Source organism: Streptomyces tanashiensis (assembly GCF_014648895.1).
In the GTDB taxonomy this organism is placed as follows: Bacteria; Actinomycetota; Actinomycetes; order Streptomycetales; family Streptomycetaceae; genus Streptomyces; species Streptomyces tanashiensis.
The window spans coordinates 993,984-1,009,357 of sequence record NZ_BMRZ01000001.1 but is presented as its reverse complement, the minus strand read 5'-3'; the positions used below and the strand labels follow the sequence as shown (position 1 = coordinate 1,009,357).

14 protein-coding genes are annotated in these 15,374 nt (G+C 72.0%); 8 read left to right on the top strand and 6 right to left on the bottom strand.

Translation table 11 applies throughout. The annotated features are described in order from the left end of the window. The first annotated feature begins 122 nt into the window (after window positions 1–122). Together IE237_RS04630 and IE237_RS04625 are read left to right on the top strand one after the other, a co-directional pair. The gene (locus tag IE237_RS04630) at window positions 123–1,043 is read left to right on the top strand and encodes a helix-turn-helix transcriptional regulator (protein ID WP_189800453.1); all 921 of its coding nucleotides are present in this window, start codon (window positions 123–125) and stop codon (window positions 1,041–1,043) included. 40 nt (window positions 1,044–1,083) lie between these two features. Further along, entirely contained in the window at window positions 1,084–1,905 is an 822-nt protein-coding gene (locus IE237_RS04625) for a dioxygenase family protein (protein ID WP_189800452.1), read from the top strand. A 3-nt stretch (window positions 1,906–1,908) separates the two neighbouring features. Here the strand turns inward: IE237_RS04625 and fahA are convergent, their stop codons facing one another. Next, a complete protein-coding gene (fahA, locus tag IE237_RS04620) occupies window positions 1,909–3,135 on the bottom strand; it encodes a fumarylacetoacetase (protein WP_189800451.1) in 1,227 nt (408 codons plus the stop codon). A gap of 294 nt (window positions 3,136–3,429) precedes the next feature. Between fahA and IE237_RS04615 the strand changes: the two genes are divergently transcribed. Further along, window positions 3,430–4,758 carry an LPXTG cell wall anchor domain-containing protein gene (locus IE237_RS04615; RefSeq protein ID WP_189800450.1) on the top strand — a complete coding sequence of 443 codons (1,329 nt, stop codon included), beginning with the start codon at window positions 3,430–3,432 and terminating at the stop codon, window positions 4,756–4,758. A gap of 30 nt (window positions 4,759–4,788) precedes the next feature. On the opposite strand, the gene IE237_RS04610 is transcribed toward IE237_RS04615, so the two are convergent. Continuing rightward, window positions 4,789–6,789, bottom strand: coding sequence for a CocE/NonD family hydrolase (locus IE237_RS04610; RefSeq protein WP_189800449.1), 2,001 nt, complete (start codon window positions 6,787–6,789; stop codon window positions 4,789–4,791). A gap of 333 nt (window positions 6,790–7,122) precedes the next feature. On the opposite strand from IE237_RS04610, the gene IE237_RS04605 reads away from it, so the two are divergent. Both IE237_RS04605 and IE237_RS04600 read left to right on the top strand, forming a co-directional pair. Next, entirely contained in the window at window positions 7,123–8,133 is a 1,011-nt protein-coding gene (locus IE237_RS04605) for a polyprenyl synthetase family protein (RefSeq protein WP_189800448.1), read from the top strand. Window positions 8,134–8,265: 132 nt separating this feature from the next. After that, entirely contained in the window at window positions 8,266–9,429 is a 1,164-nt protein-coding gene (locus tag IE237_RS04600) for a LolA family protein (protein WP_189800447.1), read from the top strand. 66 nt (window positions 9,430–9,495) lie between these two features. On the opposite strand, the gene IE237_RS04595 is transcribed toward IE237_RS04600, so the two are convergent. Further along, complete coding sequence (locus IE237_RS04595) at window positions 9,496–10,803, bottom strand: M28 family metallopeptidase (RefSeq protein ID WP_189800446.1); 1,308 nt, start codon at window positions 10,801–10,803, stop codon at window positions 9,496–9,498. Between the two features lie 372 nt (window positions 10,804–11,175). Between IE237_RS04595 and IE237_RS04590 the strand changes: the two genes are divergently transcribed. After that, window positions 11,176–11,823 carry an NADPH-dependent F420 reductase gene (locus IE237_RS04590; RefSeq protein WP_189800445.1) on the top strand — a complete coding sequence of 216 codons (648 nt, stop codon included), beginning with the start codon at window positions 11,176–11,178 and terminating at the stop codon, window positions 11,821–11,823. Here the strand turns inward: IE237_RS04590 and IE237_RS04585 are convergent. Further along, on the bottom strand, window positions 11,772–12,413 hold the full coding sequence (locus IE237_RS04585) for a DUF4291 domain-containing protein (RefSeq protein WP_189800444.1): 642 nt from the start codon (window positions 12,411–12,413) through the stop codon (window positions 11,772–11,774). The genes IE237_RS04590 and IE237_RS04585 overlap by 52 nt on opposite strands. A 189-nt stretch (window positions 12,414–12,602) precedes the next feature. Here IE237_RS04585 and IE237_RS04580 point away from each other — a divergent pair, with 189 nt between their 5' ends. Further along, complete coding sequence (locus IE237_RS04580; protein WP_189800443.1) at window positions 12,603–12,920, top strand: DUF6401 family natural product biosynthesis protein; 318 nt, start codon at window positions 12,603–12,605, stop codon at window positions 12,918–12,920. A gap of 6 nt (window positions 12,921–12,926) precedes the next feature. On the opposite strand, the gene rarD is transcribed toward IE237_RS04580, so the two are convergent. Beyond that, window positions 12,927–13,832, bottom strand: a complete 906-nt coding sequence (rarD, locus tag IE237_RS04575) for an EamA family transporter RarD (RefSeq protein ID WP_370468149.1) — start codon at window positions 13,830–13,832, stop codon at window positions 12,927–12,929. Window positions 13,833–13,987: 155 nt separating this feature from the next. Beyond that, on the bottom strand, window positions 13,988–14,863 hold the full coding sequence (locus IE237_RS04570) for an SDR family oxidoreductase (RefSeq protein ID WP_189800441.1): 876 nt from the start codon (window positions 14,861–14,863) through the stop codon (window positions 13,988–13,990). Window positions 14,864–14,970: 107 nt separating this feature from the next. On the opposite strand from IE237_RS04570, the gene IE237_RS04565 reads away from it, so the two are divergent. After that, window positions 14,971–15,372, top strand: a complete 402-nt coding sequence (locus tag IE237_RS04565; RefSeq protein WP_189800440.1) for a winged helix-turn-helix transcriptional regulator — start codon at window positions 14,971–14,973, stop codon at window positions 15,370–15,372. Window positions 15,373–15,374 lie beyond the last annotated feature (2 nt).

Below are 15,374 nucleotides of genomic sequence, written 5' to 3'. Positions count from 1 at the left end.
GGTACGCGCGAAGGGCCCGGCTCGGGGGCGAGCCGGGCCCTTCGCGGTCCTGACACGGCTCGCGGGGCGTGGCATCGTGGACGCCCGAATGGTCTGTACCAGACGGGAGGCGGGGCGGGGCGATGCGCGGTACCACGGTCTTACCAGGGGGGCCCTGCACCGCCCCGCGGGAGGGGGAGCCGCCCGTGCACCGGCTCCAGGTGCGGCTGCCCGACGAAGTGCCCTTCGCCGCGGGCGGGTTCGACGCGATGGGGCCGATGTCCCGGGCCGCGTTCCCGCACCGGCACACCTTCTACGAGATCGTCCACGTCGTCGGGGGGAGCGGGGTCCATGTGCTCGATCTGCAGCGGTACGAGGTGCGGCCGCCGCAGCTGGGAGTGATCCTGCCCGGACAGGTCCACCACTGGGAGGGCGTGCGCGGTCTGGAGGGCTCGCTCGTCCTGTTCACGCCCGAGTTCCTGCTCGGCGGCGCCGGCGACGAGGAACTGCTGCGGCGGCTCGGCGAGCGGCCCTGGGCGGGGCTCGACGCCGCCACGCACGAGCGCACGGACCGGCTCATGCGGGAGCTCGCCGAGGAGTACCGGCACGGGGCCGACGGCTTCGCCGGGGTGCTGCGGTCCCTGCTCCACGTCCTCCTCGTGCGGGCCGCCCGGCTGCCCGGGGGCGCCGCCCGTCCGGCGCCCGTCCGGGGGATCGCCGAGGAGTTCGTCCGGCTCGCCGGGCGGGCCGGAGCCGACGGGCCCTCCGTGCGGGAGTGCGCCGAGCGGCTCGGCGTCACCCCCGGCCATCTCACCGAGTCCGTCCGGGCCGCCACCGGCCGCACCCCCGCCGCCCTCCTGCGCGAGGCGCGCACCCGCGAGGCGCAACGGCTGCTCGTCAGCACCGAGTTGTCGATCCGTCAGATCGCCGCCCGGGTCGGCTTCGCGGACTCCGCCTACTTCTGCCGCTTCTTCCGCCGCGAGACGGGGCGGAGCCCCGGGGACTTCCGAAAACACCATGACCGCCGTGCTCCGTCCCTCGAAGACGGCGACCCGCGCGCCTAGGTTCGTTGCGATCCCCCAGCCCCCCGCACGAGGAGCAGGAATGGACCACGAGACCTCCACCGGACACGTCACACGCAAGACCGTGCTGCGCGCCGCGCTCGCGGCCGGGATGGCGGCGCCCGCCGTCCTCATGGGCGTCCCGGCGCTCGCCCGTACCCTCACCGCCGGAGAGGCGGCGCCCGCGCTCACCCCGGAGTGCGACGACGGCGACGACCCCACCCCGCAGCAGACCGAGGGGCCGTACTTCAAGCCGAACTCCCCGCTGCGGAGCAGCCTCCTGGAGGCCGGCACCACCGGCGTCCGGCTCACCGTGAGCGGATACGTCTTCGGGCTGGCCTGCCGGCCGATATCCGGCGTCCTGCTCGACTTCTGGCAGGCGGACGTCAACGGCGCCTACGACAACACCGGATTCCGCTTCCGCGGCCACCAGTTCACCGACGCCGCGGGCGCCTTCAAGCTGACGACGATCGTGCCCGGCCTCTATCCGGGCCGCACCCGGCACATCCACGTCAAGGTGCAGGCCCCGGGCCGCCCGGTGCTGACCACGCAGCTGTACTTCCCGGGCGAGCCCCGCAACAACACCGACACGATCTTCGACCCGCGGCTCCTCATGACCGTCCGGGACGCCGGCGGGGCCCGGGAGGCCGCCTTCGACTTCGTCCTGAACGTGCCGCAGGACCCCGGCCCGACGCCGACGCCGACCCCGACGGGCGTCCCCGGCGGGACCTGGGCCGCCGGGACCGGCTACCGGGCGGGGGACGCCGTCACCTACGGCGGCCTGGGCTATGTGTGCCTCCAGGCGCACACGGCCCAGGCCGGCTGGGAGCCGCCGAACGTCCCCGCCCTGTGGCGGACCGCCTGAGGCTCAGGCCGAGGGTGCGATCCGGCCCCGGACCTCGCCGAGCGCCACACGGGTGCCGTCCGGGCCCGGGGCCCAGGCCGTGAGGACGACCTCGTCGCCGTCCTCCAGGAACGTCCGCTTGCCGCCCGCCAGTTCGAGGGCGTCACGGCCGTTCCAGGTGAGCTCCAGGAGCGAGCCGCGCTGGTTCACCTCGGGCCCGGAGACCGTGCCGGAGCCGTACAGGTCGCCGGTGCGGAGCGAGGCGCCGTTCACCGTCATGTGGGCGAGCTGCTGGGCCGCCGTCCAGTACATGGAGGAGAACGGCGGCTCGGCCACGACCTCGCCGTTGATCTCCACCGTGATCCGCAGATCGAAGCCGCCCGGCTCCTCCTCGGCCGCGTCGTCCAGGTACGGCAGCAGCGGGAAGTCCCGCGCGGGCGGGGCGGTCCGGGCCGCGTCCAGGGCCTCCAGGGGCGTCACCCACGCCGAGACCGAGGTCTGGAACGACTTGCCGAGGAACGGGCCCAGCGGCACGTACTCCCAGGCCTGCACGTCCCGCGCCGACCAGTCGTTGAGCAGCGTCAGACCGAAGACGTGCTCCCGGAAGTCGGCCAGCGGGACGGGCCGGCCCAGCTCCGAGGGCGTGCCGACCAGGAAGCCGACCTCCGCCTCGATGTCCAGCTTGATCGACGGGCCGAAGACCGGAGCCGGGTCCGACGGGGCCTTGCGCTGTCCCGAGGGGCGTACGACATCGGTGCCGGAGACCACGACCGTGCCCGCGCGACCGTGGTAACCGATCGGCAGGTGCTTCCAGTTGGGGGTCAGCGCGTCGCCGTCGGGCCGGAAGATCCGGCCCACGTTCGTCGCGTGGTGCTCGCTCGCGTAGAAGTCGACGTAGTCCGCGACCTCGTACGGCAGGTGCAGCGTCACCGCGTCCAGGGGGTGCAGCAGCGGCTCGATGTCCGCCCGGTGCGCGGGCACCGTCACCCAGGCCGTCAGCGCCCGGCGCACGTCGCGCCAGGCGGTCCGCCCGGCCGCGAGCAGCGGGTTGAGGCTCGGCCGGTCGAGCAGTGCCGCGTACGGGGAGCCGAGCGCGTGCGCCGCGGCACCCGCGTCCAGGACGTGCCCGCCGATGCGGACGCCGAGCCGGCGCCGCCCGGGCTCGTCGGCGGTGGAGAAGACGCCGTACGGGAGGTTGTGCGGGCCGAAGGGGTCGCCCTCGGCCAGATCGAGCGGGCTGTGCTCGGACATCGGTGCGTGCCTCGCTTTCCACGTGTGTGGGGGACACGTTACGGGTCGGGCCGCCGGGCGCGGATGACATGGATCACACAGAAAGTGCGGCCTCCGTGGGCAACTGTCCGTGTTCGCGCGGTATGTGTCCCGAGTGGGTCCGGAACACCCCTGCGAGCTGCGGAAACAGGGCTCCCGCCAGGGCCTTTCCGGCCATACGATCTGGCTGGTGTCGCGCCGCGTGAAGTAGCCGCGGGCGCGCGCCCACCACCATTCTTCGCAGTCTTTCTCTCTGACCAGGAAAAGGTCCACAACGTGAAGATCCGCCGCATCCTGGCGACCGCCGTGGCCGCCGCCGTGACCACCCCGGTCGTGTTCCTCTCGGCCGCTCCGGCGTTCGCCGACACCAAGCCGACGACCTCGCCGTCGCAGAAGCCCACCACGACCCAGGACGACCCCGACGAGGACATGCCGTCCCTCGAGGAGCTGCGGGCCGCCGTCGCCCTGGCGCAGAAGGAGTACGACGAGGCCGTCCTCGACCTCGCGAAGGCCAAGGACGACCTGAAGGCCCTCGACAAGGCGGACAACCCGCTGAAGGCCGCGGTCACCGACGCCCAGAAGGCCGCCGACGAGGCCGCCGCCAAGAAGACGGCCGCAGACGAGGCGCTCGCCAAGGCCGAGAAGGCCGTGACGGAGCTGCCCGCCGACGCCACCGACGAGCAGAAGAAGGCCGCCGCCGACGCCGTCACCGCCGCGAAGACGGCCGCCGACGAGGCCGCCGCCGCCAAGACCGCCGCCGACGAGAAGCTGAAGAAGGCGAGCACTGCGCTCGCCGACGCGAGCGTCGCCGCCTCCAAGGTCGTCGGCCTCGCCCAGAAGGTGAAGGACGCCGCCTCCGAGAAGCTCGACGCCGCCAAGGAGGAGCTCGCCTTCTTCGAGGAGATCGGCGAGGAGTGCCAGGAGGACTCCGCCGTCAAGATCGCCCTGAGCGGTCCGAAGACGGTCACCGCCGGCGAGCCCGCCGTCTTCTCGCTGCGGGTCACCAACACCTCCGACCAGACCCTCGACAGCGTCCACGCCTTCGCGAACGCCCTGCGGCTCCCCGCCCCCGGCGAGGAGATCGACGAGGAGACGGACTTCGCCAAGCACATCATCCCGATCGAGTGGTCCTCCGACGACGTCCTGGAATGGACGGAGTTCACGGAGAAGTTCGACTCGATCGAGGTCGGCAAGCTCGCCAAGGGCGCCAGCTACGACGTGAAGCTGCGCCTCACGGTCGACGCGAAGGCCGAGGCCGGCAAGGGCGTGATCTTCGGCTACAGCGAGTACGAGAACAACGACGGCAGCTGCGGCGTCGGCGAGGACTACAAGGACCTGAACTTCGACATCCTCGCCAAGGGCGACAAGCCGAAGCCGAAGCCGACGGAGACCGCGACGCCGACCCCGGCGCCGACCGTCACCTCCGGTGGCAACACCCAGACCACGCAGCAGGGCGGCTCGTCGAACACCCCCGTGAACGGCACCCTCGCCGCCACCGGTGCGAACGACACCCTGCCGCTCGGCCTCGCCGCCGCCGGGGCCGTCGCCCTGGGCGCCGGTGCGCTGGTCGTCGCCCGCCGCCGCAAGGCCGGCGCGCAGGCGTAACCCCGGACCGGTCCCCCGTACGGCGTGAGTTCAGCCCGCCGTACGGGGGATCCTCTTCTCCCAGGTCCGGTGGAAGACGACCTCGCCGCCCTCCTTGCACACCACCTCGTTCTCGGTGAGGAAGGCGTCCGCGTCGCAGGAGACCTCCGAGCGGGTGTCGACGGTGACGTCCCAGGCCAGCTCGGGCCGGTGCAGCCGGATGGCCCACTCCGAGCGGGTGCGGGCGGACAGCGGGCCGCTCTCGTCGATCGTGTAGGTCTCGACGGCGTCCTCGGTGAACTCCAGGCCGTCCGGGTACACGCGCGTGCCGCCGTACTTCGGGTCGACCTCCAGCGTCCACTCGCCCTTCGCCACGTCCCGGACCACCACGCGCTCCGGGCGCGGTTCCTCCAGGGTGCTCGGGTACACGACGCCGAGGGGTTCGGACTGCTCCGGCTCCTCCCACTCGACGGCGTCCTCGGTGTGCTCGCGGACCGGGAGGGTGAGGGAGGAGCCGGCCGGGTCGAGGGTGAAGCCGGCGGCGTCGGGCTGGGGCCAGATCCACGGCCAGTACGTGGAGGAGACCGCGAGCCGCACCCGGTGTCCGGGCGGGAAGGTGTGCCCGATGCCGTTCAGCTCGAAGACGAAGCTCTCCGTCTCGCCGATCTGGGCCTCCACGGCCCGGTCGCGGCCGTAGCGGGCGGAGAAGTTCAGGGCGCCCCGGGTGACGAGGGTGGAGGAGCCGTCCGGGGCGATGTCGCAGAGCCGGGCGATCACCTGGCCGGTGGGGGCGGCCGTGCGCAGGGCGAGGCTCACGGAGGGCCGTCCCAGGACCTCGATGGGGCCGCCGTCCTCCGGGACGGGGAAGTCGAAGCAGGCCGAGTGGGCGTCCTCGTCGCGCTGGTCGGGCGGGAGGTCCGCGTCGTTGCCGAAGGGGAAGAAGCGGCCCGCGTCGAGGCCGGTCTGCTGCGGTGAGTCGACGACGACCGGGGCGCCCTGGAAGCCGTACGTGACGGGGGTGACGTGCGGGGAGGGCCAGGCGGGGTCGGCGACCCAGCGGCCGGGCAGCTCCTCGTACACGGTGGCCGGCCGGTGCGACTCGCTGATCCAGGAGCGGAGCAGCGGCTCGGCCATGACGTCGTTCTCGGCGCCCTTGAGGTGGTGGTCCCACCAGCGCAGGGTCTCCTGGAGGAAGCCGATGGCCGGTCCCGGCGGCAGGCCGCGGTCCGGGTACTGGTGGGACCAGGGGCCGATGATGCCGCGCACCCGGTCCTGGGGGAGGTGCCGGGCGAGCCGCAGGACGGTGTCGCGGTACGGGTCGTGCCAGCCTCCGACGGCGAGGACGGCGGCCCGGATCGCGGAGTAGTCCTCGCAGACGCTGCCGTGCTTCCAGTACGCGTCGCGGGTCTGGTGGGCGAGCCAGGTGTGGATGAGGGGTTCGACGGCCTCCAGGCGCTTCAGCCACAGCTCGCGCCACTCCTCTCCCACGTGCAGCGGGTCCGGGGGCCGGGAGGCGAAGGCGAGCATGGTGGCCGCCCAGGCGTGCATGTCGACGCCGAGGACCGAGCCGCCCATGTAGTGCACGTCGTTGTCGTAGCGGTCGTCGGTGGAGCAGACGGTGACGATCGCCTTGAGCGGTCCGGGGGCGAGGGCGGCGACCTGGAGCGAGTTGAAGCCGCCCCAGGAGATCCCGAACATGCCGACCTTCCCGGTGCACCACTCCTGCTCGGCGAGCCAGTTCACGACGGCGACCCCGTCGGCGAGCTCGACGGCGTCGTACTCGTCGCCGGGTAGGCCCTCGCTGTTGCCGTGGCCCCGGACGTCGACGCGTACGGAGGCGTAGCCGTGGCCCGCGTACCAGGGGTGGCGCTGCCAGTCGCGCGGCGCGGTCCAGTCGGTGAGGCGGTACGGGAGGTACTCCAGGAGGGCCGGTACGGGTTCCGCGGTGAGCGGCCGCCACACGCGCGCGTACAGCCGGGTGCCGTCCGGCAGCGGGATGCGGATGTCCTCGTGGCGGGTCTCGTACGGGAAGTCGGTACGGATCTTCGTCATCAGGTCACCTCAATGGACGGGGTGCATGGTGCGGCGCGGCCGGGGCGGCAGACCCCGTGGATGCCCGGGGAAGGCGCGGTCGTCCTCGGGAGGCTGCTCGCCGTTCGTATCGGTGTCGATCGCTGTTCGGGACAAAACGCATACTCCTGGTCGTATGAGCTGATCCCGAACATACCGGGGGTGACGGGAAGGCGCCCACGGTGATCGAAAGGTGACCGGATACGCTGGCTTGAGTGAATCGAGCGACACATCGACAATCCATGTGATCGTCAACAGTCCATGTGAACAATCCGTGTGATCGTCAGCAGGCGTCAGCAGACAGGAGACCCCCTCGTGACCGTCGTCGGGCCGTTCGGTCTTAGCGTGCGGGACCAGGCTCTTGAGGCCGATGTCCAGACGGGTTTGGCGGCTGTGGAGGCGGGCCTCCTGGACGCCACCAAGAGCGATGTCCCCTTCATCACGGAGGCCGCGCAGCACCTCGTCCTGGCCGGCGGGAAGCGGTTCCGCCCCCTGCTCGTGATGCTCGCCGCCCAGTTCGGCGACCCCTACGCGCCGGGCGTCGTGCCCTCCGCCGTGGTCGTCGAGCTCACCCACCTGGCCACGCTCTACCACGACGACGTCATGGACGAGGCCGACGTCCGGCGCGGCGTCGACAGCGCCAACACCCGTTGGGGCAACTCGATCGCCGTCCTCACGGGTGACTTCCTCTTCGCCCGCGCCTCGCACACGCTCGCGGACCTCGGTCCCGAGGCCGTACGCATCCAGTCCGAGGCGTTCGAACGGCTCGTCACCGGCCAGATCCTCGAGACCGCCGGTCCGCAGGAGGGCCGCGACCCGGTCGACCACTACCTCGACGTCCTCGGCGGCAAGACCGGCTCCCTCGTCGCCGTCTCCTGCCGCTTCGGCGCCATGATGTCCGGCGCCGACGAGAGCGTCGTCGACATCCTCACCCAGTACGGCGAGCGGCTCGGCGTCGCCTTCCAGCTCGCCGACGACGTCCTCGACATCGCCTCCGACTCCCACGAGTCCGGCAAGACCCCCGGCACCGACCTCCGCGAGGGCATCCCGACCCTCCCCGTCCTCCACCTGCGGGCCGCCGCGGCCGCCCACGGGCGCCCGGAGGACCTGGAGCTCGTCGCCCTGATCGACGGCGACCTCGGCGACGACGAGCGGCACGCCGAGGCCCTGCGGCTGCTGCGCGCCCACCCCGCCCTGGAGCAGGCCCGCCGGGACACCGTGCGGTACGCCGAGGAGGCCCGCGCGATGCTGGCGCCGCTGCCCGACGGGTACGCGAAGGCCGCGCTGGCCGAGATGTGCGACGCCGTGGTCCACCGCGCGGGGTAGGGCGTCTCGGGGTCGGGTCATCCCGAAGCAGTACGTGAGGTTGATCCCGGGGGCTGACGATTCCGCGCCGCCGCCTTGGTGAGATGGAGACATCATCCACAGGGGCAGCACGGCACGGAGGTAGCGGAGACCATGGCAGAGACCCGTAAGGCGAGCCGGTTCATCGTCCCGGTCGCGGTGGCAGGAGTGGCCGCGGCGACCATCGGGCTCGTCCCGGCGCTGGCGGCGTCCGGCGACCCGGACCTGCCGGAGATCACGGCTCAGCAGCTCATCGAGAAGATCGCCGCCTCGGACACCCAGACCCTGTCCGGCACCTTCAAGATCTCCACCGACCTCGGCCTGCCCTCGCTGGGCGGCCTGGCGTCCGGCCTCGGGGGCCTGGGCGGCGACGGCGGCTCCTCCTCGGCCGACCCGGCCGAGAAGCTCACCGAGCTCGTCTCGGGCAGCCACACGCTGCGCGTGGCGGCGGACGGCCCCGAGCGCCAGCGGCTCACCCTGCTCGACGGCTCCGACGAGTACAGCCTGATCCACAGCGGCGACGACGTCTGGGCCTACGACAGCAAGTCGAACGAGGTCTTCCACGAGAAGGGCGCGTCCGGCGCCCCGGAGAAGGAGCAGAAGCTCCCCGGCACGCCCAAGGAGCTCGCCGACGAGGTCCTGAAGGCCGCCGGCGACACCACCTCGATCACCGTGGACGGGACGGCGAAGGTGGCCGGCCGGGACGCGTACCAGCTGGTGATCAAGCCGAAGCAGGCCGGCTCGACGGTCGCGTCGGTGAAGATCGCGGTGGACGCGGCGAACGGCACCCCGCTGAAGTTCACCCTCTCCTCGGTCGAGGGCGGCAAGCCGGTCGTCGACGCGGGCTTCACGAAGGTCGACTTCGGCAGGCCGGCCGCCTCGGAGTTCACCTTCACGGCGCCGAAGGGCGCGAAGGTGACGGAGGGGGCGGCGGAGAAGGCGACGGAGTCCGGCGAGGACCTGCCCAAGGGCTTCGAGGAGGGCTTCCCCGGCCTCGGAGCGGGCCTCGGGAAGGACGGCGACCTGAACGTCATCGGCGAGGGCTGGACGACGATCGCGAAGCTCGACACGGGGGCTCCGGCGCCGAAGACCGACGAGGCGCCGAAGGAGATCCAGGGCTTCCTGGACTCCTTCGGCGACAAGGTCACCGGGAAGTTCGGCTCGGGCACCGTGTTCAGGACGAAGCTGGTGAACGCGCTCCTCACCGACGACGGCAAGGTCTACGTCGGCGCGGTGACGAAGGACGCGCTGGTGGACGCGGCGAACGCCGGCAAGTAGCGCGGACGTTGGGACCCCGGGCGGGTCGGGGGCGAAATTCACCGACCCACCCGGGAGTTTCTGCGGTTACGGGAAGGTCAGCTTGAAGCTGTTGACGTATCCCGTGTCGACCGAGGCCTTGTCCTGGACGCGGAGCTTCCAGGCACCGTTGGCGACCTCGGAGGAGGCGTTCACGGTGTAGGTCTGGTTGATGTTGTCGGCGCTGCCGCCGGACCGGTTGTGCAGGTTGTAGACCGAGCCGTCGGGGGCGATCAGGTCGACGACGAGGTCACCGATGTAGGTGTGGACGATGTTCACACCGACCTTGAGCGTCGAGGGCGCGTTGCCCGTGACGCCGGTGACGTTGACCGTCGACGTCACCGCGGCGCCGTTGTCCGGGACCGAGACGTCGGCGGTGTTCTCGAAGACCGTGCCGGTCGGCGGGGTCGTCGTCCCGGTGGACAGGTTCCAGATCGCGTACGCGATGGCGTCGGCGTTCCGGTCCAGGGCGGTGTCGTTGATGTTCGCCGTGGTGTCGCAGGACGAGTGGTAGCAGCGGTCGAAGGCCTGGCCGGACGTGCCGCCCCACTTCTGGGCCTGCGCCGCGGTCTTGGTGTAGTCGGCGCCGGAGAAGAGCCCGCCGACCGGGATGCCCGCGTTCTTGAAGGGCGCGTGGTCCGAGCGGCCGTCGCCCTCGGTCTCGATCTCGGTGGGGATGCCGAGCCCGGCGTAGTAGTCCTTGAAGGTCTGCTCGATCGTCGGGTCGTCGTCGTAGACGAAGTAGCCCGGGTTCGGCGAGCCGATCATGTCGAAGTTCAGATAGCCGCTGATCTTTGAACGCTCGCTCGCGGGCAGGTTGTTGACGTAGTACTTCGACCCGATGAGGCCGAGCTCCTCGGCGCCCCACCAGCCGAACCGCAGGTGCTTCGTCGGCTGGAGCTGGGCGCGGGAGACGGCGAGCGCGGTCTCCAGGGTCGCGGCGGACCCGGAGCCGTTGTCGTTGATGCCGGGGCCCGAGGTGACCGAGTCGAGGTGCGAACCGGCCATGAGGACCTGGTTCGGGTCGCCGCCCGGCCAGTCGGCTATCAGGTTGTAGCCGGTGGCGCCGCTGGAGGTGAAGGTCTGCAGGGTGGTGGTGTAGCCGGCGGCGTCGAGCTTCGCCTTCACGAAGTCGATCGACGCCTTGTAGCCGGTACGGCCGTGGGCGCGGTTGCCGCCGTTGGCGGTGGCGATCGACTGGAGGTCCGCCAAGTGCTGCTTGACGTTGGCGAGCGGGATGTCGGGCGCGGCGACGGCCGCCTGCGACCCGGCGGAGGCGGTACCGGTGAGTCCGCCGAGTGCGAGCGCCGCGAGGGCGGCGGCCGCGGTGACGCGTCTGGGCACGGAGATGTTCATGTGGGGGCTCCGGATTCCGAACGGGGATGGGACGGAACGTGCGAGACGCCTCGGGCGTGGGTGCCACGAGGCGTTGGAGCTGTGCGGATGCGCGGTTGTTCAGTTGTGCGGTTGTTCGGTCGTGCGTGCTGAATGTTCAGCGAGATTTTGACTCCGCGTCAAGAGCGGAAACCGGTCAGGTGCGTTCGCTCAGCGGACGAGGGGCCGGTGGCCGGGGAGCCGCCCCCGTCGGCACCCCCATCGGCACCCCCGTCTGCGCCTCGGTCCGGGGCGCGACTCGGGGACACGTCGGGACGGCGCGGGACGGTCGGCGGGGGTTTCAGACGCTAGGGTCGGGCTCCCCGTCTCGCCGCCCCGAAGGAGCGCACGCACATGAAGATCGCCGTACTGGGAACGGGCGAGGTCGGGCGCCGGCTCGCCACGAAGCTGGTCTCCCTGGGGCACGAGGTGGCCATGGGGTCCCGTACCGCGGACAACGCCGACGCCGCCAAGTGGGCCGAGGAGCACGGCGGGGCGCACGGGACCTTCGCCGACGCGGCCGGCTCCGCCGAGCTGGTCGTCAACGCGACCGGCGGGCTCGTCTCCCTGGCCGTCCTGGAGGCCGCGGGCGCCGCGAACCTGCGGGGCAAGGTCCTGATCGACGTGTCCAACGCGCTCGACTTCTCCGAGGGCTTCCCGCCCAAGGTCGGCCTGCCCGACGGCAGGAGCGTCGCCGAGCACCTGCAGAGCGCCTTCCCGGAGGCGCGGGTCGTCAAGACGCTCAACACCATGACCAACACCGTCATGGTCGAGCCCGGCCGGGTCCCCGGACACCACAACGTCTTCCTGAGCGGCGACGACGCGGACGCGAAGGCCGTGGTCGCGGAGCTGCTCGCCTCCTTCGGGTGGGCGTCCGACCGGATCATCGACCTCGGCGACCTGTCGAGCGCCCGCGCCACCGAGCAGCTCATGCCCCTGTGGCTGCGGCTCTACAGGCTGCTCGGCACCGGGGACTTCAACTTCGGCGTCGCGGGCGGCTGAGCCCGCAGGTGGTCGAGGAGGCCCTCCCGCTCCGGGTAGGGCCTCTCCTGCGGCAGGAGCCCTGCGGCCGCCTCCAGGTCGCCGGACCTGACCAGGCCGTGGACCTCGTGGGCGAGGGCCGTCACGTCGGTGATCGAGACCGTCCACTCGTCCGCGTACCGGCGGGCCGCCTCGCCCGACAGGCCGAGCTGGAGCGAGCGGTACGGGAGGGGCCGCAGGTGCGGGTCGCGCTCCGGGTCCCACTGGACCCGGGCCGGCGCCTCCCTCAACTGCCGCTTCCAGGACGCCTGGTCGGCGTGGAAGCCGCGCTCGTAGTGGGAGAGGCAGGCGTTCCGCAGGGCCCACTCGAAGCCCTCGCGGGTGATCTCCACGGCGAGGACGGTCTCCTGGCCCTCCTTCGTCCCCCAGCCGCAGCGGTACATCATCCAGAGGAACGACGGCTTGATCCACGTCATCCGGTCCCGCTTCCAGGCGGCCGGGAACCGGCCGTCGCGGGCCGCGGGCAGCCCGAGCCCGGGCCGGTACGCCTGGTAGACGGTGATCGTGCGCTCGTCGTGGAGCGCGCGGATCCGGTACTTCGGTTCTTGCATGTCCCTCAGAGTGCGGTGGCCCTCCCCCGGAGGGCCACCGGTTTTTCCTCAGGACACGCCCGTTTCTCCTCAGGACACGCCCGCCGCCTCCCGCGCGTCGTACGCCTCCCGTGCCGCCGCGATCTCGTTCCCGGAAGGTGCGACCGAGGTCACGGTCTGAACGCCCCGGTACGCCCCTAATGTGGAGGGATGAACGATGCGCCCGCCTGCCCGCTGATCGACGTCGCCGCCACGTACATGCCCCGGCTCTCGGAGTTCTCCTTCGAGCCGGGGCTCGTGGCCGCCGTCGACCAGCACGCGGCGGCCGTGTGCGACGCGCTGCTCCCGGCCCGGCGGGGCCCGGAGGGCCGGACCGTCCGCCGGGAGGAGCTCGCCGACTACGTCCTCGGGTTCACCGACTGGCTCTCCGAGGCCGAGTGGACCGAGCCCGTGGGCCACGACTTCGCGACCCTGCGCCTGACGGCGGTCTGCTGGCTGATCCGGGAGCACGACCTGCTGGACGCGTGACGCCCGTCAGGGTGCGGAGGCGACGGAGGGCGCGGGAGCGGGTTCCGTACGGGACGCGGCGGCGGCCGCCTCGACCGCGGCCCGGCTCTTCCGGGCGGTCCGGAGCGCGTCCCAGGTGAGGATCGTCAGGGCCAGCCAGACGAGGGAGAAGCCCGCCCAGCGCTCCGGCGGCATCTCCTCGTGGAAGTAGACGACCCCGAGCAGGAACTGGAAGGTCGGCGCGAGGTACTGGAGCAGGCCGAGCGTGGACAGCGGTACGCGGATCGCCGCGGCCCCGAAGCAGACCAGGGGGGCCGCCGTGACGATGCCGGTGGCGGCGAGCAGGGCCGTGTGGCCGGCGCCGTGGGAGCCGAAGGCAAGGTCGCCCTGGGTGCCGAGCCAGACGAGGTAGCCGAGGGCGGGCAGGAACTGGACGGCGGTCTCGGCGGCGAGCGACTCCAGGCCGCCGATGTTGACCTTCTTCTTCACCAGGCCGTAGACGGCGAAGGAGAAGGCGAGGGTGAGCGAGATCCACGGCGGCTGCCCGTAGCCGACGGCCAGGACGAGCACGGCCGAGAAGCCGACGCCGACGGCGGCCCACTGCGCGGGACGCAGGCGCTCCTTCAGGACGAGGACGCCGAGGGCGATGGTGACGAGCGGGTTGATGAAGTAGCCGAGGGAGGCCTCGACGACGTGGCCCGTGTTCACGGACCAGATGTAGAGGCCCCAGTTCACGGTGATGACCGTGGCGGCGACGGTGATCAGGCCGAGCTTGCGCGGGTCGCGCACGAGCTCGGGTATCCAGCCCCAGCGGCGCAGCGCGAGCAGGGCGATGCCGACGAAGGCCAGGGACCACACCATCCGGTGGGCGAGGATCTCGATCGCGCCGGCGGGCTTGAGGAGGGGCCAGAAGAGCGGGACCAGTCCCCACATTCCGTAGGCGCCGATCCCGTAGAGCAGTCCTGCTCTCGCCTCGTTCTTCTCCGTCTTCACCCCGGACCTCCCGCCCAGTGCCGCGCTGTCCTGTCGAAGGTAGCGCCGCACGGGGCGGGTTGTCATGCCCGTACCGCTGTACGGTCATGACAACTTCACGAGGCGGCCAGCGCCTCCTTGATCGACTCGGCGATCGGGGTGGTCGGGCGGCCGATCAGCCGGGCCAGGTCGCCGGTCCGCAGGGCGAGCGCGCCGAGCGCGACGGCCCGGTCGACGTCGACCAGGATCTCGGCGAAGGGGGCCGGGACCCCGGCGCCGGTGAGGATCTCCAGGTGGGTCGCGGCGGGGACGTCGCTGTACGCGATCTCCCGGCCGGTCTGCGCGGCGACCTCGGCCGCGTACTCGGCGAGGGACCAGGCGGTGTCGCCGCTCAGCTCGTACGCCCTGCCCAGGTGCTCCTCGGCCGGGCCGGTCAGGACGGCGGCCGCGGCGGCGGCGTAGTCGGCGCGGGAGGCGGAGGCGATCCGGCCCTCGCCGGCGTTGGCCACGACGGCGCCGTGGGCCAGGACCGGGGCGAGGTTGGCGGTGTAGTTCTCGGAGTACCAGCCGTTGCGGAGGAGGGTGTGGGGCAGGCCGGACGCGAGGATCAGCTCCTCGGTCGCCTTGTGCTCGTCGGCGAGCGTGAAGTCGGCCTCGGGGCCGCCGAGGACGCCGGTGTACGCGAGCTGGGCCACGCCCGCCGCCTTGGCCGCGTCGATCACGGCGCCGTGCTGCGCCACGCGCCGGCCGACCTCGCTGCCGGAGATCAGGAGGACCCGGTCACCGGCCTCGAAGGCGTCCGCCAGGGTCTCCGGGCGGTTGTAGTCGGCGATCCGCAGCTCGACACCGCGCTCGGCGAGGTCGGCGGCCTTCTCCTTGTCGCGGACGACGGCGGCGACGGACGAGGCGGGGACGGCGGACTCGCCGGTGAGGAGGGCGTCGATGACGAGACGGCCGAGCTCTCCGGTGGCTCCGGTGACGACGATGCTCATGGTGCTTCCTTCTTCCCGTGGGGTGGGCGGGGTGCGCTGGGCGATGCACTCACCGTACGACGGGCGCTAACCATTCGTAAGTACCCACTTTGAAGTAAGGTACTGGTATGGGAGTAAGTGAGAAGGTCCCGCACAGCCCGCCGCAGCCCCTCGTGGCGGACGCCAGGTGCCCGGAGCGCCTCGTCCTGGAGCACGTCACCAGCCGCTGGGGCGTCCTGATCCTGATCGCGTTGCGGGAGCGCTCGTACCGCTTCAGCGAACTGCGCCGCGCGATCGGCGGCGTCAGCGAGAAGATGCTCACGCAGACGCTCCAGACCCTGGAGCGCGACGGCTTCGTCCACCGCGACGCCAAGCCCGTCATCCCGCCCCGCGTCGACTACCGCCTCACCGAACTCGGCGAGGAGGCCGCCCGCCGGGTCGCGGAGCTCGCACGGTGGACCGCGAGCAGCCTCGACGCGGTGGAGGCGGCGCGTGTGCGTTACGACACGGTGCGGGAGGCGTCCCAATGACG